General features: G+C 57.7%; 21 protein-coding genes. 10 read left to right on the forward strand and 11 right to left on the reverse strand.

Features of this window, described 5'->3' with window-relative positions; translation table 11 throughout:
- Positions 1–30: 30 nt before the first annotated feature.
- Positions 31–870 (reverse strand): class II aldolase/adducin family protein, encoded by an 840-nt coding sequence (locus M2Q46_RS17685; protein WP_302357755.1) that lies wholly within the window; start codon positions 868–870, stop codon positions 31–33.
- A 169-nt stretch (positions 871–1,039) separates the two neighbouring features.
- On the opposite strand from M2Q46_RS17685, the gene M2Q46_RS17690 reads away from it, so the two are divergent.
- From M2Q46_RS17690 to M2Q46_RS17720, 7 genes are all read left to right on the forward strand, one after another.
- Complete coding sequence (locus M2Q46_RS17690; protein WP_045930481.1) at positions 1,040–1,945, forward strand: LysR substrate-binding domain-containing protein; 906 nt, start codon at positions 1,040–1,042, stop codon at positions 1,943–1,945.
- 74 nt (positions 1,946–2,019) lie between these two features.
- Positions 2,020–3,081, forward strand: coding sequence for a ketol-acid reductoisomerase (gene ilvC / locus M2Q46_RS17695; protein WP_269139297.1), 1,062 nt, complete (start codon positions 2,020–2,022; stop codon positions 3,079–3,081).
- A 34-nt stretch (positions 3,082–3,115) separates the two neighbouring features.
- Positions 3,116–4,621: a Rieske 2Fe-2S domain-containing protein gene (locus M2Q46_RS17700; protein ID WP_063690038.1), complete on the forward strand. Its 1,506-nt coding sequence runs from the start codon at positions 3,116–3,118 to the stop codon at positions 4,619–4,621.
- Between the two features lie 51 nt (positions 4,622–4,672).
- Positions 4,673–5,683, forward strand: coding sequence for a PDR/VanB family oxidoreductase (locus M2Q46_RS17705; RefSeq protein WP_302357760.1), 1,011 nt, complete (start codon positions 4,673–4,675; stop codon positions 5,681–5,683).
- A 169-nt stretch (positions 5,684–5,852) separates the two neighbouring features.
- On the forward strand, positions 5,853–6,446 hold the full coding sequence (locus M2Q46_RS17710) for a TRAP transporter small permease subunit (RefSeq protein ID WP_268378714.1): 594 nt from the start codon (positions 5,853–5,855) through the stop codon (positions 6,444–6,446).
- Entirely contained in the window at positions 6,443–8,212 is a 1,770-nt protein-coding gene (locus M2Q46_RS17715) for a TRAP transporter large permease subunit (RefSeq protein ID WP_302357762.1), read from the forward strand. The genes M2Q46_RS17710 and M2Q46_RS17715 overlap by 4 nt, the downstream gene beginning before the upstream one ends.
- Positions 8,213–8,282: 70 nt before the next feature.
- Positions 8,283–8,957, forward strand: a complete 675-nt coding sequence (locus tag M2Q46_RS17720) for a GntR family transcriptional regulator (protein ID WP_026483969.1) — start codon at positions 8,283–8,285, stop codon at positions 8,955–8,957.
- An 85-nt stretch (positions 8,958–9,042) separates the two neighbouring features.
- On the opposite strand, the gene M2Q46_RS17725 is transcribed toward M2Q46_RS17720, so the two are convergent.
- From M2Q46_RS17725 to M2Q46_RS17740, 4 genes are read right to left on the reverse strand one after another with little or no spacing between them, the layout of a single operon-like run.
- Positions 9,043–10,479 (reverse strand): NAD(P)/FAD-dependent oxidoreductase, encoded by a 1,437-nt coding sequence (locus M2Q46_RS17725; protein ID WP_302357763.1) that lies wholly within the window; start codon positions 10,477–10,479, stop codon positions 9,043–9,045.
- On the reverse strand, positions 10,472–10,762 hold the full coding sequence (locus M2Q46_RS17730; RefSeq protein ID WP_080655528.1) for a (2Fe-2S)-binding protein: 291 nt from the start codon (positions 10,760–10,762) through the stop codon (positions 10,472–10,474). Before M2Q46_RS17730 ends, M2Q46_RS17725 begins: the two co-directional genes overlap by 8 nt.
- The gene (locus M2Q46_RS17735) at positions 10,755–11,984 is read right to left on the reverse strand and encodes an FAD-binding oxidoreductase (protein ID WP_302357765.1); all 1,230 of its coding nucleotides are present in this window, start codon (positions 11,982–11,984) and stop codon (positions 10,755–10,757) included. Before M2Q46_RS17735 ends, M2Q46_RS17730 begins: the two co-directional genes overlap by 8 nt.
- Positions 11,985–12,027: 43 nt before the next feature.
- Entirely contained in the window at positions 12,028–12,564 is a 537-nt protein-coding gene (locus M2Q46_RS17740; protein WP_026483973.1) for a helix-turn-helix domain-containing protein, read from the reverse strand.
- A gap of 360 nt (positions 12,565–12,924) precedes the next feature.
- Here M2Q46_RS17740 and M2Q46_RS17745 point away from each other — a divergent pair, with 360 nt between their 5' ends.
- The 3 genes from M2Q46_RS17745 (at position 12,925) to M2Q46_RS17755 (ending at position 16,156) form a co-directional block, all read left to right on the forward strand.
- On the forward strand, positions 12,925–13,839 hold the full coding sequence (locus M2Q46_RS17745) for a Rid family hydrolase (RefSeq protein ID WP_302357767.1): 915 nt from the start codon (positions 12,925–12,927) through the stop codon (positions 13,837–13,839).
- A gap of 43 nt (positions 13,840–13,882) precedes the next feature.
- The gene (locus M2Q46_RS17750; protein WP_035269456.1) at positions 13,883–14,806 is read left to right on the forward strand and encodes a dihydrodipicolinate synthase family protein; all 924 of its coding nucleotides are present in this window, start codon (positions 13,883–13,885) and stop codon (positions 14,804–14,806) included.
- Positions 14,807–14,971: 165 nt separating this feature from the next.
- Positions 14,972–16,156: a porin gene (locus tag M2Q46_RS17755; RefSeq protein WP_199265218.1), complete on the forward strand. Its 1,185-nt coding sequence runs from the start codon at positions 14,972–14,974 to the stop codon at positions 16,154–16,156.
- A gap of 144 nt (positions 16,157–16,300) precedes the next feature.
- Here the strand turns inward: M2Q46_RS17755 and M2Q46_RS17760 are convergent, their stop codons facing one another.
- From M2Q46_RS17760 to M2Q46_RS17785, 6 genes are all read right to left on the reverse strand, one after another.
- Positions 16,301–16,756 carry a GFA family protein gene (locus tag M2Q46_RS17760; RefSeq protein ID WP_060186784.1) on the reverse strand — a complete coding sequence of 152 codons (456 nt, stop codon included), beginning with the start codon at positions 16,754–16,756 and terminating at the stop codon, positions 16,301–16,303.
- Between the two features lie 67 nt (positions 16,757–16,823).
- Entirely contained in the window at positions 16,824–17,114 is a 291-nt protein-coding gene (locus tag M2Q46_RS17765) for a DNA-binding protein (protein WP_239054931.1), read from the reverse strand.
- Positions 17,115–17,294: 180 nt separating this feature from the next.
- Positions 17,295–18,125, reverse strand: a complete 831-nt coding sequence (locus M2Q46_RS17770; protein WP_302357773.1) for an alpha/beta hydrolase — start codon at positions 18,123–18,125, stop codon at positions 17,295–17,297.
- 7 nt (positions 18,126–18,132) lie between these two features.
- Complete coding sequence (locus tag M2Q46_RS17775; RefSeq protein ID WP_051316312.1) at positions 18,133–19,167, reverse strand: TRAP transporter substrate-binding protein; 1,035 nt, start codon at positions 19,165–19,167, stop codon at positions 18,133–18,135.
- A gap of 39 nt (positions 19,168–19,206) precedes the next feature.
- Positions 19,207–20,496: a TRAP transporter large permease gene (locus tag M2Q46_RS17780; RefSeq protein WP_115634669.1), complete on the reverse strand. Its 1,290-nt coding sequence runs from the start codon at positions 20,494–20,496 to the stop codon at positions 19,207–19,209.
- On the reverse strand, positions 20,496–20,978 hold the full coding sequence (locus M2Q46_RS17785) for a TRAP transporter small permease (protein ID WP_045930463.1): 483 nt from the start codon (positions 20,976–20,978) through the stop codon (positions 20,496–20,498). Before M2Q46_RS17785 ends, M2Q46_RS17780 begins: the two co-directional genes overlap by 1 nt.
- Positions 20,979–21,326: the final 348 nt, after the last annotated feature.

Consider the following 21,326-nt stretch of genomic DNA (forward strand, 5'->3'; position numbering starts at 1 on the left):
CCCAACGGATCAAGCTGCTTGCGGGACGGATCAATCAAACATATCGGGCTGGGTGCGCAACAGGTTTTCCCAGATCGGCTGAAAGTGCAGCCAGCCAATGTATTCGCTCCCTACGTGCTCACGGCTGTAACGGGCACGTTCGGGGGTCACCAATGTGGGCGTCATGCCGGTTGCAGCAATCATCAACTGCTGTTGGCAGCAGCGTTCCAGCGCAATGAACCAGAAGGCGGCGGCTTCAATGCTGTGACGGCTGGCCGTCAGCAAGCCATGGTTCTGGTGGATGGCCGCCTTGACGCCAGCAAAGGCATTAGCCACTTTGTGACCAGCCTTGGTTTCCACGGCAACCTGACCCGCTTCTTCGCGAATGACAACATGGTCTTCAAAAAAAGCGGCAGCATCCTGCGTAATGGGCAGTATTTCCTGACCCAGCGAGGCAAAGGCAGTGCCATAGACGGTATGCGCATGACACATCGCCACAATGTCAGGATGAGCCTCGTGCACGGCGGCATGCAGTACGAAACCTGCGCGGTTCAGGGCGTAATCCCCTTCCACCACCTTGCCTTCATGATCAGCCAGGATCAGGTTCGAAACCTTCACGTCAGCAAAGTGCACGGCCATGGGATTGGTCCAGTACAGGCTGGGATGCTCGGGATCGCGAATGGTCAGATGGCCTGCAAAGCCATAGTCCAAACCATGCAGGGCAAAGGCACGGCAGGCGGCCACCAGGCGCTGCTTCAAATGCGTGCGCGCTTCTTCAAAAGACTCAAACTGGGGCTCTTCGGGATAGATCAGGCCCTGCTGCTCGGGCTGGTAAATGGACTTTCGGCCCGTCATGGCCAAAATTTCATTGATATCGGGTTTAGCGTTCATGGGAAGGTCTCCTTCGGGTTCGGCAAGATGTTGCGTTGCCCGCACGCCAGCCCATCCAGCGCAGCGTACGGGTGAAACGTAAAACCATGGTAGAGGTCGAAAACCATGAATGACAAACGAAGCTTTTTCAGCTATTGATTAAAAATATTCACCTGTTTAAGGCACCCTAATGCGAGCCATCCCTAATTTCGCCTGGCTACGAGCCTTTGAATCGGCCGCCCGGCTGGAGAGTTTCAGCCTGGCGGCCGATGAGCTGCACCTGACTCCTTCCGCGATCAGCCATCAGGTCAAAAGCCTGGAGACTCATCTGGGACGCAGCCTGTTCGTCCGTCACAACCGGCGTGTCAGCTTGAACAGCCAAGGCCAGGAGTTCTATCGGGAACTGACTCCCTTGCTGGACAAGCTGGCCCGGCTTTGCGAGGACACACAGGGAGAAAATGCCAGTACGCACGCCTTGACCGTGCATTGTGCACCCAGCCTGGCCGTGAAATGGCTGGGGCCACGTCTGCATGCTTTCATGCGGGAGCATCCCGGCTTGGCCATCCATTTGCGTACGGACGCCACACCGCCCGATCTGCACCAGTCCACCGACATTGACTGCGTGATCAGCTACGGACATGCCCCCAGCCACGACCCCAGACTGGTGGTGGAGTCGCTGCATCCTGAACCCCTGTTGCCTTTATGCTCACCCAAACTCTATGCCAGTCTGGCTCTGCATCAGCCCTGGTACCTGCATTTGCCCTTGATCGATTCCACCATCAGTCCGGTCAGCTGGGCCGACTGGTTTGGCAGCAATGGCATGGCCGCTTCCCCCGGTCCACGTCTGTCCTTTGACCGCGGTGCCATGGCAGTTGCAGCAGCGGTGGACCAGTTGGGTGTCTGCCTGGAAACACAACGCTTTGCCGAACGCGAACTGGACAATCGGGAACTGATCGTCTTGCCCGCCCCCAATGGTCGCAGCCTGCAACGCGAGATGCATTTTCTCTACTACCGCAATCACCGCGACACGCTCAAACGCGTGGAACACCTGCGTGAATGGCTGCTGCGCGAGGCCAGCCTGACCCCGATGCGCTAAGCAAAATTTCCGTCCTAGGGATTTCCCCCGACCTGCCAATTTTTCCTTGACACCTCGAATATCGCCCCACAATACTGAACTCTGTATACAGAACACAGAACTCACAAAAAGGAGGCAGTATGAAGGTGTTTTATGACAAGGACGGCGATCTGGCCCTGGTGCAGCAACGCCGGGTTGCCATCATCGGCTACGGCTCTCAAGGCCATGCTCACGCATTGAATCTGCGTGATTCTGGCGTGGAAGTGGTCGTGGGTTTGCGCCCCAACAGTGCCTCGCGTCAAAAGGCCGCCATTGCCCGTCTGGCTGTGGCAGACATCGCGTCTGCCGTTCAACAAGCCGACATCGTGATGATGCTGCTGCCTGACGAGGACATTGCCCGCGTCTACGAGCAGGAAGTCGCCCCCCATATCCGCCCCGGCGCCACGCTGGGCTTTGCCCACGGTTTCAACATCCATTACGGCCAGATCCAGCCCCGCGACGACCTGGACGTCATCATGGTCGCCCCCAAGGCACCCGGCCACACGGTGCGCTCCACCTACGTGGAAGGCGGCGGTGTCCCCCACCTGATCGCCATTCATACCGACCGCTCCGGTCAGGCTCGTGACTTGGCCTTGTCCTACGCCATCGCCAATGGCGGCGGGCGCTCCGGCGTCATCGAAACCGATTTTCGTGAAGAAACCGAAACGGATTTGTTTGGCGAGCAGGCGGTGCTCTGTGGCGGCATGGTGGATCTGGTCAAGTGTGGATTCGAAACCTTGGTCGAGGCGGGCTATGCCGAAGAAATGGCCTATTTCGAATGCCTGCATGAACTGAAGCTGATTGTGGATCTGCTGTACGAGGGTGGCATCGCCAACCTGAACTACAGCATCTCCAACAATGCCGAGTTTGGCGAATACCAGGCCGGTCCACGCATCGTGACCGAAGACACGCGTCAAGCCATGAAAGCCTTGCTGCGCGACATCCAGGACGGCACCTATGCCAAGAATTTCATCCTGGAAAGCCGTGCCGGCCAACCTTCCTTGAATGCCCATCGACGCCTGAACCAGCGCCACCGCCTTGAAATCGTCGGCGAGCAGCTGCGCGCCATGATGCCCTGGATCAGTGCCCAGGCGCTGGTCGACCGAAAAGTTGCCTGACCCTTTCCACCATTGATCTGTACACGAGGACGACATGACCGAAAAGAAACTGATTCCCTACGGCGGCTATTACACCAACCGCATTCCTGATCACGACCCTGAGTTGACCGAAGTTGGTCCTGGCACGCCCATGGGCGAGTACATGCGCCGCTTCTGGCATCCCGTCTGCATGGCCGCGGAACTGACTGATACCCCGCGTTTTCTGAAAATCATGGGAGAAGAGCTGGTCGCCTTTCGCGACAAAAGCGGCCAGATCGGGCTGCTGCACGCCCATTGCGCCCACCGTGGCGCTTCTCTGGAGTACGGTGCCATCCAGGAAAAGGGCATTATGTGCTGCTACCACGGCATGGTGTTCGACGTAGACGGAACCTGTCTGCATGTCCCTTACCCCAAAGGCGAAGAGGCCGAGGGCGAAAAATACGCCTGCTCCATCCGCCAGGGTGCTTACAAGGCCTTCGAGCGCCATGGCCTGATTTTTGCCTATATGGGCCCACCCGATGCCGAACCTCCTTTCCCAGAATGGGAGGAAAACTTCACCGTCATGCCCGGTGATGAACTAGTGGCTTTCAGCAACTTCCAGCACTGCAACTGGCTGCAAGTACAGGACAACGCCGCTGACAACTTCCACCCCACCGCACTGCACGCTGCCAAGAACGTGGTAGGCGGCAACTACCAGGGCACCACGTTTGATGAGGTGGGCGCGGCCTCCATGGAAGTAGCCCCCGACATGCAGTTCATCCCGGTACACAATGGCCGCAGCCTGGCCTGCGCGGGTGCCCGTCGTGCCAGCAAGGACAATCTATTTATACGTGTTCAGCACCAGGTCCTGCCCAATCTGAGCCTGCATGCCTACACCTCCGAAGACGGTGCCCAGCAAAAGTTTTTCAGCCGCTTTCACATCGTGCGCTGGACCGTTCCCGTGGACGACCAGAACAGCAAGATGATTGGCTGGCGCGTCATGGGCCCTGGTATTGATACACGCGGAGTGGGCAACAAGGATATGGTGGGCTACGAGACCATCGACTTTCTGGAAGGGCAGGTTGCGATGCGCCGTCCCGAGCGCTTTGGACAATACAAGCTGGAAGATCTGCCACCCATCCCGTCCGACCACCGTGCCCGTCACAACTACAAGGAATGCCAGCAGGCACCGGGCGATTACGAGGCCATCATCAGCCAGCGCCCGATTGCGGTCCATGCTCTGGAGAACCCCACCAAGTTCGACGCCGGGCTGTACATGTTCCGCAAGATGTTGCGCGATGCCTTGCGTGGCTCCAACCCTGCCGCGACCCCCGAAGGCTTTGCCCAATGGCTGAAAGACTGTGGGGGTGCCCCCAACAGCTATTGCTCGGGCAATGTCCTGGCGATTCCCGAGTCCGAGGATTTGGCCCAGGAAGTCGCACGCCGCCGACATGCCACGCGCGAAATCGTGCGCATCCTGACCTCGGCCGACAATCTGAAAGGCTCGGAACGCGAGGCTTTCGTCAAACAAAGCATGCAAGAACTTCAACAATCGCTCAGCGCTGTCGCTGCTGAATCCTGATCGCCTGCCGCACCCGCTCCAAAGGGGCGGGTGCCCCATACGGAGAGCGCCATGAACGCCATTGCAGAACCCGCCACTCCCGTCCAGGCGGCTACCAACCCGGACGGGCTGCTGTCGCTGCGGATCCGGCAAATCCGCTACGAAGCGCAAGGCATCAATTCTTATGAACTCAGCTGTCCTCAGGGTGGCGAGTTGCCCGCCTTCGAGGCCGGTGCCCATATAGACGTACATATTCAACCCGGCCTGATCCGCCAATACTCGCTGTGCAACCCTCCTCATGAGCGTCATCGTTACGTCATTGCTGTCCTGCGCGATGCCAATGGACGAGGCGGCTCACGCACCTTGCACGACGTCTTGCAAGTCCAGCAGCAAGTCACTGTCAGCACGCCACGAAATCATTTCCGACTGGACCCGAATGCACGCCGTTCCATTCTGTTAGCCGGGGGTATAGGTATCACGCCCATCAAGGCGATGGCCCACTTTCTGGAGTCTCAGGGTCAGCCCTTTGAATTGCACTACTGCACTCGCAGCCACGACACGGCCGCCTTTGGCTCCGAACTGCTCACATGGCAAGAGCAAGGCCGCCTGCATCTGCATCTGGACAACGGCAACCCCGCACAAGGTCTGAACCTGCAGGACTTGCTTGCCAATGCAACTGAAGGGACCCACGTGTATTACTGCGGCCCAGCCGGCTTCATGCAAGCCTGTGCGCAGGCCAGCTCGCATTGGCCTGCCGGTTCCGTGCATTGCGAACACTTCAAGGCGCCTGAACCTGCCCCTAATGCCAATACCCTGCCTCCTGGTGCCTTCATGGCGCAGATTGCCAGTACCGGCCAGTGCATTGAGGTTGCACCCGATCAATCCCTGAGCGATGCCTTGACGCAAGCCGGTGTGCCTATTGCCACCTCCTGCGTATCGGGCCTGTGTGGCACATGCCGCATCAACTATCTGCAAGGCGATGTGGATCACCAGGACTACATCCTCAGTCCCGACGAGCAAAGCCACTGCCTGACCGCCTGCGTTTCACGCGCACGTTCGGGCGTACTGGTTCTGGACCTGTAAGGCCATCTCCTGGTCCTGGCTCCCGCCAGGGCACACCCCATTTACTTCGGGCACGCTCGTGGCCCAAGGAGTCACCACAGCACTTGCTACAACGCGGCTAGCACACGGCCGCCATCAAACACTCCCCGGCAGCACAACGACGAACACAACAATATTCGCGGAGACAACAATGACTGCATTGAAAACCATGGTGGGGGGAATAGACCACCTGAACCGCTGTATCGGATTCATCATCAAATGGCTATTGCTGGCCACCACCATTCTGAGCGCCAGCAACGCCATCACTCGCAAGGCTTTTGACCTGAGCTCCAACGGCATGCTGGAAGCTCAGTGGTACCTGTATGCGGCTGTCTTTCTCTTGGGAGGAGGCTACGCATTTCTGCATAACAGCCATGTTCGTATCGACTTCGTTTCCACCCGCCTGGGGGCGCGGGGACGCAACCTGGTGGACATCGCCGGGATTGTTGTCGTCCTGATCCCGTTCTGTATTTTTGTCATCAACCTGAGCTGGGGATTTTTCACCGCCGCCTGGCATTCGGGTGAAATGTCCGGCAACGCCGGCGGGCTGGTGCGCTGGCCCGCCTACCTGCTGATTCCTGCCGGCTTTAGCCTGCTGTTGCTTCAGGGCTTGGCCGAGCTGGTCAAACGCATCCTGTTCCTGACAGGGAAAGGGCCGGACTGCATTGCCGAAGAAGGTTCCCAGGACACGCCTATTCATGTGCCTGCCGAAGCGCTATCGGCTGCACGGGAGGGCGCACGATGATTGCCACCTTTATCACGGACTACTTCGTCCCCATCATGTTCCTGAGCCTGATTGTGCTCTTGCTGACCGGCTTTCCTGTGGCCTTCGGACTGGCCGCCACCGGCCTGGTATTTGGCGTACTAGGCATTGCACTGGACCTGTTTCCGACCAATCTGTTCCAGGTTTTGCCGCTACGCATCTTTGGCATCATGCAAAACGAAACCATGCTGGCCATCCCCTTTTTCACCTTGATGGGCATCATTCTGGAACGCTCGGGCATGGCCGAAGACCTGCTTGAAACCATGGGCCAGCTCTTTGGGGCTGTCCGTGGTGGCTTGGCCGTTTCGGTTGTCCTGGTAGGGGCCCTTCTGGCCGCCTCCACTGGCGTCACATCGGCGGTGGTGATCTCCATGGGCCTGATCTCCTTGCCCGTCATGCTGCGCTACGGCTACAAACCGGAAATTGCTACGGGCGTCATCACCGCCTCAGGAGCACTGGTACAGGCATTGCCGCCGTCTCTGGTCCTGATTGTGATGGCCGATCAATTGGGCCGCTCAGTCGGAGACATGTACGCAGCGGCACTGGGCCCTGGTCTCCTGCTGCTGGTGATCTACATTACATTCGTCATTGTTCTGGCCTTGTTCCGTCCCTCCTGGATGCCCGCACTGCCAGAACAGGCCAGAAGTCAGGTGACGGCCACAGGCGCAAGTGGACGACGGTCGCTGGGCATGTTGGTCCTGCTGTGCGCCTTCATCGGATTCACCTGGGCAGGCCTGCACAACGAAGTCATGGCCCAGGTCTTTTCCCAGCCGGCTCAGGCCCCCACGGATCAAGTGGCCATCACCGCCCTGGTTGTCGCCTCCCTGAGTGCGCTGCTGTTTGCGACGGTAAATCGCGTGACAGGATGGGGACTGCTCTCGCAACTGGCCGAACGCTTCGTCTTCGCCCTGATCCCGCCAGTCATCCTGATCTTTCTGGTCCTTGGCACCATATTCCTGGGAATTGCTACACCAACAGAAGGCGGGGCCATGGGTGCGATTGGCGCGCTGATACTGGCCTTGATACGCAAACGCCTGAACTGGTCCTTGCTCAATCAAGCTCTGGAAAATACCGCCAAGCTGGCTATTTTTGTGATGTTCATCCTGATCGGCTCCACCGTCTTCAGCTTCACATTCAGTGCCGCAGACGGCCACTTGTGGGTAGAGCACCTGTTTGATGCCATTCCCGGTGGCGAGCTGGGTTTTGTCATTGCCGTCAGCGCCATCATCTTTGTGCTGGGCATGTTTCTGGACTTTTTTGAAATTGCATTCATTGTGGTGCCCTTACTGGCACCCGTCGCCAACAGTCTGGGCATTGATCTGATCTGGTTCGGGATTGTCATCGCCCTGGTCCTGCAAACCTCCTTTCTGACACCCCCGTTCGGTTTTGCCTTGTTGTATTTGCGCAGCGTGGCACCCCGATCCGACTATGTGGATTCCGTTAGCCAGCAAACTATTCCAAGGGTTCGTACCCAGCAGATCTGGAAGGGCTCAGCCTACTTCGTCGTACTACAATTGCTGGTGGTAGGAATCGTCATCGCCTATCCGCAACTGGTAACGGGAGGCTTGCACAAGACAGTCAGCCTGAGCGAAGAAGAAATCCTGCTCCAGCTGAACCGTCCCGCCCCCATGCTCAGCCCAGGTGCGATACAGGCAGACGATCCGCTAAGCAACCCGTTCGAGGTACAAGCGACGTCAGACCAGGACCCCATGGCTGCGCTCTTGCAATCCATGCGGACCACGCCCTGATGTAAACCCAGGGCCGCAGCCAGGCTGCGGCCTTAACTTGTTTTTTGTTTGTAGCGGAGTTCCAGACCTCATGCATGCCAAGCTTTCCGGTAAGTTGCAGGCCCGTCCACACTATGTTGACGAGGTCTATCGCATCCTGCTCGATGCCATCAGCGACGGCTCTCTGGCCCCCGGCTCGCGCATCACTCAGGAAGACATTGCCGAGCAGCTCAACGTGTCCCGCTCGCCCGTGTTGCAGGCCATCCAGTTGCTGAAAAAAGATGGGCTGCTACAAGATGCCGAAGGGCGGGGCGTCATGGTGGCCCCACTGGATCTGGAACATATCGGGCACCTGTATCAAGTTCGTGGCGCATTGGAAGCATTGGCTACCAAACTGGCGGCCCGTCAAAGCGCCGTACTGGACCCGGACCTGATCCGTCTGGGCCGCAAGGTTGCTCGTGGTCATGACGTACGCGCCATGATCGAAGCCGACGAAGCCTTTCACAAAGCAATTTACGAAGCGTCGGGCAACCCCATGATCGCCGAGAGTGCGCAGGTTCATTGGGTACACCTGCGGCGTGTCATGGGGGCGGTACTGCAATCAGCAGAACAGCGTCTGTCCATCTGGGACGAGCATGAAGAACTGGCTGCGGCCATAGCATCGGGCGACGAAGCAGGCGCCCTTGCCATCTGCGAGCGGCATATGCACAACGCCAGCGACAAGCTGCTGACCCGCCTGCAGGAAATACTGGAACAGCCAGTGTAAGAACAATACAAAACCAAGGACAGAGCGCCCCTGTAAAAAAGGGGCGTTCTTCATTGCACTGTACGTCCTGTGTTAGAAGCCCCTCTTACTCCATATGCGCCAACGCCGCGACCGGCACAGGCTTCACTGGCGCTTGAGCCTTGTAAATTCCCACTTGATCTATGCCCCGGCCCAAACGGCTGGCCAGCATCTGCGCCACGGTGTGTTGGCAGTAGCGCCCCTGGCACATGCCCATTCCGGTACGACAGGCCAATTTGATGCTATTGATGTCCGTCACATAAGGATGGGCGTCCAGAAACTGATTCACCTCCTGTGCCGTGACTTCCTCGCAGCGGCACACCACTGTCTCTGGGGCGATCGCCTGGACCAGTGCCTCCAGCTTGGGGGCAGACAAGGCAATAACGGTGTCGGTAAAACGACGATTACGACCCAGGCGCACTTGCAGGTCAGCAATGGTTTTTGCTATCTCTGTCACGGTAGCTGGCTGCTGCAATTCCAGCACACATTGCCACGCGGCCAGTTCACCTTGCAGATGAGCATTGAATGCCCCTGCAATGCCCGTCTGCTCTCCAGCAACCAGCACGCCTGACTGGGTACTGCGCAGCCTGTCATCATGCTGCACCAGCCAGCCGCCAGCGGCACTGTCCCACCGAACAGCGCAGCCAGCCTGACGCGCCAATTCCGTACTGGCGAGCAGGCCATAACCCACGACCACCGTATCTGCCTCTACACGTCTTTGGGTGCCCGCAATGGCGTGCCAGTTTTGATCCACCTTACATAGTGTGGCAGCCTGAACGGACTCGTCACCATGGACACGTTCTATACCCGTAGCAAAGCGCAAAGGCACACCATGACGACGCAGTTTCAACAAGATCGCCAGCAGTTGTTTGACCAGCCTGGACTGTCCTGGCAGGGCACGCGTAGCGCGCAGCATTTCCTTCATGGACGGCAAGCTGCGGGCGATGGCAACTTCGGCAATCTGTGCTCCGGCATCCAGCAACAACTCAGCAACCAGAAGCAGCAAGGGATGGCCGCCCACCAACAGAAAACGCTGTCCCGGCAGCAGGCTTTGGCTCTTGATCATGGTTTGCACCCCACCGGCGCTCAGCACGCCCGGCAAGGTCCAACCCGGAAAGGCCACGGGCAAGTCATAGGCCCCGGTCGCAATCAACACCCGGCGGGCTTTCAGCACGGAGGCGCCCTGTGGGCCAGCAGTGCCGATCTGACGCATATGCTCATCCTGCGGGTCGTCAAAAATCCCCCACACCAGGGTACTGAAATGCCACTGCACAGCCGTGGTGACCCGCGCCCAGGCAAACAAGCTGTGTGAAAAAGGATAGGTGTGCATGGAGTCCGGGTCCGCTGCCGCAAACTCCTCGGGTGCCTGCCGGAATACCTGTCCGCCAAAGCGCGGCTGCTCGTCCAGCACGGCCACGCTTAAACCCTGCGAGCTAGCCACTCGAGCCGCAGACAGTCCTGCCGGACCTGCCCCCACAATCAATAAATCCAGAATGTCAGACATCGTCGGCCACCTCGATCTGCATACCGCTACGTACCGTAGTCATGCAACTGCGCTGCCCCTGCACCCCGTCAATGGTCACGATGCAGTCAAAGCACACGCCCATATTGCACACCGGACGACGTGGCGCACCACTGGCGGTGCGACGAAAAGCGCCGACTCCGGCCGCCAGCAAAACCGTCGCCACGGTTTCACCGAGATAACAGGCTGTCTCATGACCATTGATTGTCACCACAGCTGGCTCGAAGCGCTGGCGTTTATGCAGCAAGCGTTGTGCGTCAGGCAAAGGTCAAACTCCTAAAACGGTCAGGATCGTAGGCAGAGATATCCAGGCTGGGCGGCTGGCCCAGCATCTGCGCTACCAGCAAATGGGCGTAGGTCAAACCCAGGGTGAAGGCGGCTCCACCAGTGGCAATGAACAAACCGGGGCGGTGCGGCACTTGGCCCAGCAATGGCAGTTGGTCCGACACCAGAGAGGTCACCCCGGTCCAGGAGCGCAAGACAGGCAAGGAGGCCAGTTGGGGGACGACACTGCAGGCGGTCTGTACGCTGCGTTGCAAAGAATCCAGGTTCAGACTGGGCTTGCGTTCCAGATCTGCGATCCCATTACGGTGATGCAGTGTGGAAGGCCAGCCGCCGCCAATCAGCACCGTGCCTTCAGCCGTTTGCTTCAAGGACAGACGTCGTCCCACGTGCTGGAACAGGTAATCCATAAAGGGCGCGGTGCGTGCGGTGGCCGTCATGGTCAGGGCAATCGGGCTGACAGGTAACTGCGAGCCGGTCATTTGCGCAATACGCCCGGACCAGACACCGGCCGCAATCAGAACCTGCTTGCTGCGGCATTGCTCGCCACTGAGCACCTGGGCTTGCCAGTCCGAGCCCACTCGCTTCAAGTCCACCACCTGGCATTGACTGAGGATCTGCGCACCCAAGGCCCGCGCGGCGGCCGCCAGGGCCAGACTGGCGCGGCGAGGGTCGGCTTTGCCTTCATCAGCACAAAAAGCCCCCATCAGCACGGAATCCGACAAATAGGGCGCTTTGGCTTGTAATGCGGCCCGGTCCAGTAGTTCGACCTTCAGGCCAGCCTGGTTTTCCAGTCGGCTTTTTTGTTCCAGAACCTGGGCTTGCTGTGCCGTTTCCGCCAGCATGAAGCCGCCTTTCTGGCGCACGCCCACCGACACACCCAACTGATCTTCCAGGGCCCGCCAGCGGGCGATGGCGTCCACATGCAAGGGCATGGCTTGCAAGGCGCGTTTGCTGGCCTCCAGCCCCGCCTCGATCATGCGGTATTCCATCTGAAAATGCAGGCTACCCGCATTCTGGCTGGATGCCTGCAGGCCCAGCTCACCTTGTTCGATCAAGGTAACAGGCACTCCCGCCAGGCTCAGGTAATAGGCAGCGGCGCAGCCCAGCAGCCCGCCGCCAATGATCAGGACATCCGTCCGGGCGGGCAGGGTGCCAGGGGCACAGACAGGTAGGGGGGAAAGAGAATCAGGCTTGGGGCTCATAGTGTAGTGATGCGGTACACCGTTCGCCCCGTATCAAGACCAATCAGGGGACGGGCGGGGTAATCGACATGATGATTTCCGCTTCCTCCGTTCCCCGGTTCAGGTAACGGTGGCTTTGGCGTGCATCAAAGCTGATGTTCTCGCCAGCTTTGACGTCAAAACTTACCTTATCAATCTCTGCAGTAATGACACCCCGGACCACATACACACTTTCCAGGGACGGGTGCGACATATCGTCCATGGACTGTTGACCGACTTCGTAAACAGCCCGGAACACTTCCATCTCGCCATTGCCACGGGTGAGCCGTTCATAGACGACACCCCCACGCGGGCCACGCAACAACATGCGTTCACCAGGGCGGCTGATCCATACCGACGGCCCCTTGCTGGTATCCATGAACAAGGAAGACATGGATTCCCCAAAGATCCCGCTGAGCTTGCGCAGGGTCGTCAAACTGGGTGTGGTGACACCGCGTTCTACCTGACTGAGCAGCGTGGGCGAGAGCTTGACCATCTGACCCAACTCCCGCAGGGACAGACCCTTGGCCACGCGCAGCTCATGAAGTCGTTTGCCTATCATTCTGAAGTCCTATGTTCGTGTAGTTATGTGTAGCCGAACTTCACGAATTATAGGGTAAGAGAGGCAGCCTAATGGTGTGCAAATGCATGTTCCAAAACTGCACAAACCGTGCAGTTTCAGTGCTGAATTCTTCCAGACTTTACACGTGTGCACAAGCACTTTACACGCAACATCGATATAGGCGCCACAGACACAAATCACAAGCCATTGTTTATAAACAACATTTTACCTAGGGAAAATACGTAGTCTGGTTTTTCAACAAAAAACTACAGGCCTAAAGTATTATTTAACCGTAAATTATGTGCAGTTTTATTGCACAATCTTGTATACAGCCCCCGTACGGGCATAAACGGAGACTTCATGACATCGCCTGTTTTGCCATTGGCTATTGAACAAATTGATCACGCCGCCTGGACCGTACCCGATCTGGATGCGGCCATTGCTTTTTATGAACGCCTGTTTGGTGCCCGCCAGCTCTACCGTCTGGGGCCCATCAACAGTGCCGATCTGCCCCGTTCTGCTCAAGGCAAAGACTGGACCCACGCTCACCTGGACGTCCCCGATGCCAAGCTGGAACTGGCCTTTATGGTCCTGCCCAATGGCTTTCATATCGAGCTGTTTTCCTACGCACAACCTGCCAGCGACACCCAAAAGGCCCTGAAGTCCAATCATGTGGGTGCACATCACCTGGGTTTTCTGGTGGCCGATCTGGATCAGGCAGTTGCACAACTTGAACAGCACGGCTGCACAGTGCTGGATCGAATCGCCTTCGATTCGGGCCCCACTGCGGGAGCCCAGTTTCAATACTTCACCGACCCCTGGGGCAATATTTTTGAGCTGGTACAGCGCAGTGCGCCACTGAACGTCCCCCAGGGCCGTGAATGCGTGAATCCGGCATCGCTCTACAACAGCACCAACTTCGGTTTCTCGCACGCCGTCGTGCAGGACAACAGCCGCACTGTCCATCTGGCCGGTCAAGTGGCCTGGAATGGAGAAGGGCAGTTGGTAGGAGCGGGCGACCGTATCGCCCAAACCCGCCAGGCTCTGCAAAACCTGAAAACCGTGCTGAAAGAAGCCGGTGCCAGCTCGCGCGATGTCGTGCGTTTGCGCACCTACCTGGTCGGCCATACACCTGAAGAGCTGGGCCCGATCTGCGCACTGATCAACGAGTTTTACGAGGGGGCCGAACCGGCTGCCAACACCTTGCTGGGAGTGGCCAATCTGGCGCTGCCAGACATGCTGGTCGAGATCGAAGCCACGGCACGTCTGCCCTGAGCCAGAGGCCTCCTCTTTTCTTCAACCCATACAAGTGACACACATGAGCAAGAAACACCGGGTGAACTGGAAGGGCTATATCCCAACCATCATCACCCCTTTTGATGAAGCACGACAGCTGGATGTACCGGCACTGCACAGCATGCTGGAATGGCTGCATGCCGAGGGCATGCACGGTCTGTTTGTAGGCGGCACCACCAGCGAATGGACCAGCCTGTCCAACCAGGAACGGGTAGAGCTGTTCCGCGCCAGTGCCGACGCCATGCGCGGCAAATTGCCTTTACTGGCAGGCTGTACCGGCTACACACCCGCCGAAGTGGTCGCTCTTGCTCAAGAGGCCCAGGCACTGGGCTATGAAGGGGTCGTGATTGCACCGCCCCCCTATGTACGCCCCAATGACAAGGAAATACTGGCCTTTTACCAGCAGATCGCCAAAGAAATCACCCTGCCTATCGTGATTTACAACTGGCCTGCCGGGACCGGAATCGATTTGTCGGTGGATTTGCTGGAGCAACTGAGCGATATCGATGGTGTCGTCGGCATCAAGCAATCCAGCCCCAGCATTGAGCAGTTCATCAAGACGCTGTTCCGCCTGAAAGACAAGGTCCGTGTGTACGGCTTTCGCATGGATGAGCACGGCCTGTCCCTGCTGCAAAGTGTGGACGGCGACGGCACGATTGGCGCAGGCGGTGTGCTGGGCCGTTATCAGCCCGATTTTTACAACCACATCTGGCGCGGCGATATAGACGCTGCCCGCGCCTGCGGCCAGAAAGACATACAGATTCTGCAACGCTGGTACACCCCTGAGCTGATCGGCCGCTACGGCTCCTCGCCCTCGGTGCTGAAAGTTGCATTCAAGATGCGCGGCGTACCCGTGCAGCCCTATGTACGCCGCCCCATTCTGGAGGTCGAGGACACCGAGATAGACGTCATACGCCAAACTTTGGTCGATCTTGAACTGATCTAAGACCCCTGCCGCGAGTACCGCCGGTACTCGCCCCACACCCCCTTCGCTGGTACACGGCGCAGGCACTTTGCCCTGCCTGCTTTGTTGCGCCTGTTTCTTGCTGCATCACTTGCGGTAGGGGGATTGCTGCACGCTTTTTTTATCTACCACGAAGGAGAAGAAGAATTGAAAACAAGAAATAAAACCGCGGTCAGTACGGCCCTGTTTTTACTGATGGCCAGCTCGGCAGCCCACGCATCCATCACCCTGTACGGGATTCTGGACACGGGTGTTGGTTACGACATGAACAAAGGCAATAGCAGCTACAGCCGGGACCGAACCGATGCTACCGAGTTCAAGACCTCGCGTCTGGGCCCCAACAGCGGGGTGCACTTTGGCAGCCGCTGGGGTATCCGTGGCACGGAAGATCTGGGCAACGGGCTGCAAGCCAAGTTTGTGCTGGAAAGCGGCTTTGATGTGCCTACCGGCCAATCCATTCAGGGTGGCCGCCTGTTCGGCCGTCAGGCCACACTAGGTCTGGCGGGCGAGGACTGGGGCCAGGTGGATTTCGGCCTGAAGAACAATATGCCCACTGAATACTTCAGCATGGCTCACCCCTTGGGGGGCGGCGGCGGGATTGTGGGCTTTGGTTCGACCTTCAGCGTGGCCAACACGGTGCGTTATGACAACCAGATCCAATACCAATCGCCCACGCTGAACGGCTTCCAGTTCGGTATTGGCTATTCCTTCAACATCAACGGCAAACAGCACTGGGATAGCGAGCGCCCGGACGGCACCAACAGCAAGGACAGCAATATCCGTGCAGTGACCACCGGCCTGCGCTACAACAACGGTCCCTTGAGCGCCGCTCTGGTGTACGACCAACTGCACATCAATAAACAGTCTGCCAGCGGCGCACGCCCTGCCGCCGACTCTACCCGTGTCAGCGCCTGGGCGGGGGCGGCCAGCTACGACTTTGATGTGGTCAAAGTGTTTGCCGGCATCGGCCAGACTCGCGACGGCCTGTTCGCCACCCAGGTCTTTGGCCTGAGCAACGTCACCAACCCGCTGCCTTCCTTTGCAGCAGTGCCAGGCCTGCGGATCAACTCCTACTCTTTTGGTGTGACCACACCATTGGCAGGCGGCCGCTTCTCGCTGGGCTGGAACATGGCTGATCCACGCAACTTGCCAGAGAGCATTACCGGCCCCAATGCGCAGACCAAACGTCAGCATGTGTACTCGGTGGGTTATCAGTACGACCTGTCCAAGCGCACCATGGTGTACGTGTACGGCGGCTATGCACAGAACCTGACCTTCCTGCCAGACGCACGCGCCACACAGCTGTACGTAGCCTTTAACCACAAGTTCTAAAGCGGGACGCCCCTTCGGGGGCCACACCCTGACTCGCTGTACTGTTTTTCCGTAGATACGCGATTCTGTTCCGCGCTATCTGTTTTTATACGCCCCTCTACGCTAGCCGTAAGGGGCGTTTTTTTAACCACCGGGCACGCAACGTCAGTCGTCCTGCGCCTGGGGATTTGCCTGATAACGCAACCAGCCAGCAATCACACTGCCACCGCCCGGACGATCCTTGGGATGACTACGGCCTTCATTAACCGGTACTTCTTCAAAGTCGAAGGGGCTCATGCCCTCAATACAGGCTACGTTCACTCCATACTGCTCCGGGTTGGAACGGCGCTGATGGAAGGTATAAATCCCGCAATGCGAACAGAAATAATGCCGGGCCTGCCCGGTGTTGAACTGATAAAGCGTCAGTGCATCCTGCCCTTGCTCCACCTGAATATCGGCCAGGTTAGCCGACACCGCCACCGCGCCACGCATGCGGCAATAGGAGCAATTGCAACGGCGCGCCGAACGCAGACCATCGGTCAGCTTCACATTGAAACGAACGGCTCCGCAATGGCAGGCCGCTTTATGCACAGGGCGAGTATCAGGGGTGTTTTCAGTCATGAATGGCTTTGAATCACAATGAGTCCAGGGCGGGAAATGTCATGCTAAATCATGATCCGCCAGAAGCCTACAAAGGCTGCACCGCAAGACGCAGGCCCATTGCCTTCAAAATGGCCGTCAGGCTGCTCAAGGCCGGATTCCCCTTGGGGGACAAGGTCCTGTAAAGCTGCGTCGGATTTAACTGCGCCTGCTCGGCAACTGCCTGCACACCACCAAAAACCTGTGCCAATTGACGCAACACGATCAGGAGTTCGGCCTGATCCCCGTCCTCCAAAATCTGATTGATAGTCTCTAATGCCAAGGCCGGATCACTGCGATACAGATCGGCCATAGCCTCATCATGTGATCTGCTTCTCATGGTCTTTTCTCTCCTGCCAGTCCTGCCAATAAATAAGCGCCCCATGCGGTCTTTCTACGTTATTTTCGTTTAAAGACGAATTATTAACAATGAACAAAGTTAAAGAGAATCAAGCAGGCACAAAAAAAACGGGCCAAAGGCCCGGTAAAAGTGGTGTGTCTAATGAAAGACAGAGATAACTCAGTTGCTTGCCAGCGCGACCAGGCGCTCTGACAGTACGGACTCTTTAACGGCCAAGGCCGCAATTACGTTGTAGTGATTCGTTCCCGGCAAGCTGCGATACACCGCATCCACTCCTTGCCTGGACCAGGCCTTGGCCAGTTCCTGGCTTTGACGATGAAACTCCGAGGTTTCATCACCGCCTACCCAGGCCTCGAAAGGCTGCCCATTGGCAGGGGCAGGCCAGAACAAGGGACTGGAAGCACGGGCGGTATCGGCATTGAGCTGCAAGGCGTCATTAATGCCGATATGCGTCAGCGGTTCCAGGTCATACAGGCCGGACAAGCCCAGGCCCGCCTGCAACATATCGCCGGGCAGGTCCGGTGCAAAGTCGAGCCAGTTGGTGGCCAGCAGGCAGGCTGCCAAATGCCCTCCTGCCGAGTGTCCTGCCACCACGATCGGACGCTTGAAACGTCGCCAGACCGTCGCGCAAGCCAGGCGCAGCTCATCAATGATCTGCGCCACGCTCGCCTGCGGGCACAAGGTATAGGTAGGCAATACCGTAATCAGGCCGTTATCCACGCTGCCTTGTGCCAGATGGCTGAAACGACGCTGGTCCATGGACTGCCAATAGCCACCATGAATGAACATCAGCACCGCCGCATCCGGGCGCTCCACAGCCGGAAAGTGAATGTCCATGACATTACGCGTTTCCGGGCCGTAAGGCTGATTGGCTTCATGACGCGAACCAGCCCGAAACTGCTCGGCCAACCCCGGCCACGAGGCCACAATCTCCTTGTGATCGGGCACATGCCAACTGGCGTTGTATTCACTTTCCAGATGCTGTGTCATGACGGGTTTAGTCCTTGGGAACGCCCAGTTCGGCAGCTACGCGATCCAGCTCGGCACGGTAGAAGTTCAGCGCTTCCTGAGCCTCCACACCCTTGGCTTCGCTCAACCATTGCTGCTCAATCACCGCCAGCTTGGTCTTCATGGCTTCCAGCTGCTCGCCTTCAATGCGGTGCACCTTGATGCCTTCAGCGCTCAAGCGATCAAAAGCCGCCATATTGTTCTTTTGCCAGATACCCGAGAAACGCTTGACCAGTGCTTCACCTGACAAGGCATCAATCGCGGCACGGTCGGCCTCGCTGATACGCTGCCAGCTGCGCTCGTTAACCACCATGAACTGACTGGAGGCAGAGAAACCACCGGGCAAGACGAACAAGTTCGGCATGAAGCGCGCCAGATTGAAGTCGATCACCGTGGTGTAGTTCTGGAACATGCCATCAATAATGCCGCGCGAAATCTGGTCATAGGCTTCGGTCAGCGTCGAGGAAATCGACACCAGGCCCAGCAGCTTGGCGATACGCTCCACCAGCACACCGGGAATACGGATCTTGGTGCCATCCAGCTTGTCCAGGCTGTCTACCTTGGCGGCTGTCCACAACTGGTACGAGCCAGGAACCCACGCGCCCAGCAATTTGGTGCCGGCGTGCTCGTTCTTGCCCATGAAGTACTTCTGATAAGTACGCCAGTAGGCCAGCGAGTTCACCTGAGCGTTCTCGGCCGTCATGGGCAACTCCACCATTTCCGTCAGCTTGAAACGCTCCGGGGTGTAGGAGTGCACACCAATCGTCATGTCTGCCACGCCATTGCGCACCAGGTCGTAGTGCGAAGCCGGGGTGCCCAAAGGCGGCAAAACCTGAATCTTCACCCGTCCTTCCGTTGCCTGTTCCACATCCTTGGCCCAGGGGTTCAACATCTCGGTCACCATGGGATGGGTGGGTGGCAACCAATTGGAAAAACGCAGCGTGACGTTCTGTGCCTGAACGCTGGTGCTGGCAGCCAGGGCGACTGCCGCTACCCCCACCCATTTGCTAACTTGCTTAATCATGCTTATTCCTTCGAGAAAATCAGATTCAATAAAAATGGCTTACATCAATGAGGGCAGAAACAAAGCAATGCCGGGAATGCCAATCAAGAGCGCCAGGCGCAGCAGATCAGCAAAGACAAAATAGATAACGCCGCGGTAAATAGTGCTGAGCGACATGGACGGCACCACGGAATTGAGCACAAACACGTTCATCCCCAAGGGCGGTGTGATCAGACCCACTTCGATCAAGGTGACCACCAGAATGCCGAACCAGATCGGGTCCAGACCCTGGTTGATGATTAGCGGGTAAACAATGGGCAAGGTCAGCAAGAGCATGGACATACCTTCCAGCATGCAGCCCAGGACCAGGTACAGCACCACAATGCCCAGCAAAATGCCCCAGCCCGGCAAGTCCCATTGCTGGACCGCATCGGACAACAGGGCGGTAAAGCCGGCCACGTTCACAAAGGTGGTGAAGATCTGTGCCCCCACCATAATCACGAAGATGGCGGCACTGGTCATGGCGGTTTCACGCAAGGCACCCATCAAGCTCTGCCAGGAGAACTTGCGACGCCAGATCATGATGAGCAGGGCACCGACCGCACCAATACCGGCCGCTTCAGTCGGCGTGAACAAGTTGCCGTAAATCCCGCCGATGACCAGCAGGAACAACAGTAAAACGGCGCCGACACTTTTCAGGCCGCGAATGCGCTCCAGCCAGGAACTGCGCTCTCCTGCCGTTGCCAGACCGGGAGTCATGCGAGTGGCCACCATCACCGCAACGATATACAACACCATGCCCAAAATACCGGGCAACACGGCTGCAATAAACAGCTTGCCAATATCCGTGCTGGTCAGCACGCCATAGACAATCAGGGGCACGCTGGGCGGGATCATGGCACCCAGAGTACCGGCTGATGCAATAGCGCCACCTGCCAGGGAGTCGGCATAGCCGTAGCGCTTCATGGAGGGGTACGCGACCCGGGCCATGGTGGCCGTCGTCGCAAAGCTGGAACCGCATACGGCCGAGAACATGCCGCCCGACAGCACTGTGGCAATGGCCAGACCGCCACGACGATGACCGACAAAGCGATAGGCCAGATCGAACAGGTCTTTGGAGACATCCGCCCGTGTCACCAGATTGCCCATCAGGATGAACAGCGGGATGACGGACAAGTTGTAGTTATGAACCAGGCGATACGAGGTTTCCGCAGCCATATAGGCGGCCGGGCCCCAATCAACTACGTAAGCAAAGCCACCAATACCAACTAAAGCCATCGCCACCGCGATGGGTACTTCCAGGACCATGAGCACGATCAGGATGATCATGCCAGTGACAACGACAGTCATTATTTTTCCTCAGCGAGCTCATCGCCGTCGGCACTGAACAGTGCGGCCAGCGTGGACAGGGCGCACATCACCGCTGCAAAGTAAGCAAAAGGCGCCAATGGCAGGTCTGCAAATACCGCGCGCGAATTGGTCTGCGCAAACTGTGTACCCAAGGCCCACAGGTGATAAGCCAGAAAGGCCATCAGCACACCTGTCGCCACGCGACTGCACCAACGCAACAGACCTTGCACCAGCACGTTCTTGCCCACCAGAGAGCGCAGCAAGGACACTTTGACGTGCTTGCCACTCAAGGTGACAAAGGGCAGGGCGGCAAACACCATCACCCCGACCAGCACCTCGGTTAATTCAAAAGCGCCAGACAGCGGCCGCACGAAGCTGCGCATCATGACATCGGCAAAGGCCACCGCCATCAAGGCCAGAATGGCCAGTGCGGACAGCCCGAACATCCAACTACAAACATGACGCAAGAAACGGGTCTGCATCAATCTCCTCCCCTCTATAGGCATTGCGTGTAAATTTCAGTGCCTCGTGTAAATTTCGTGCATTAAATGTACACAAAATTTGCCCAAAAACAGTGTGATATTACTTTAAACCTCTAGTTTTTTGAAAAAAATAAGCTTGGGGTTTTCCATTAAATATTTATAAAAAACCTGAATACACAAGGGTTTCAGAGCCTCATTATGAAACCCGGGAAAAGAGCTTGCAGGAAAAAGACGGTCGTAAAGTACGTGCACAAATACTTTACAAAAACAGGGATAAATGTACAGAAGCGGCTCTCAGGGGGAAAAGGTGTACAGGGAACGAAGCCGGACCCAAGCTTCAGGCCTGCA

It is taken from the genome of Alcaligenes sp. YSL9, from assembly GCF_030515105.1.
Classification (GTDB): Bacteria; Pseudomonadota; Gammaproteobacteria; order Burkholderiales; family Burkholderiaceae_B; genus Alcaligenes; species Alcaligenes phenolicus.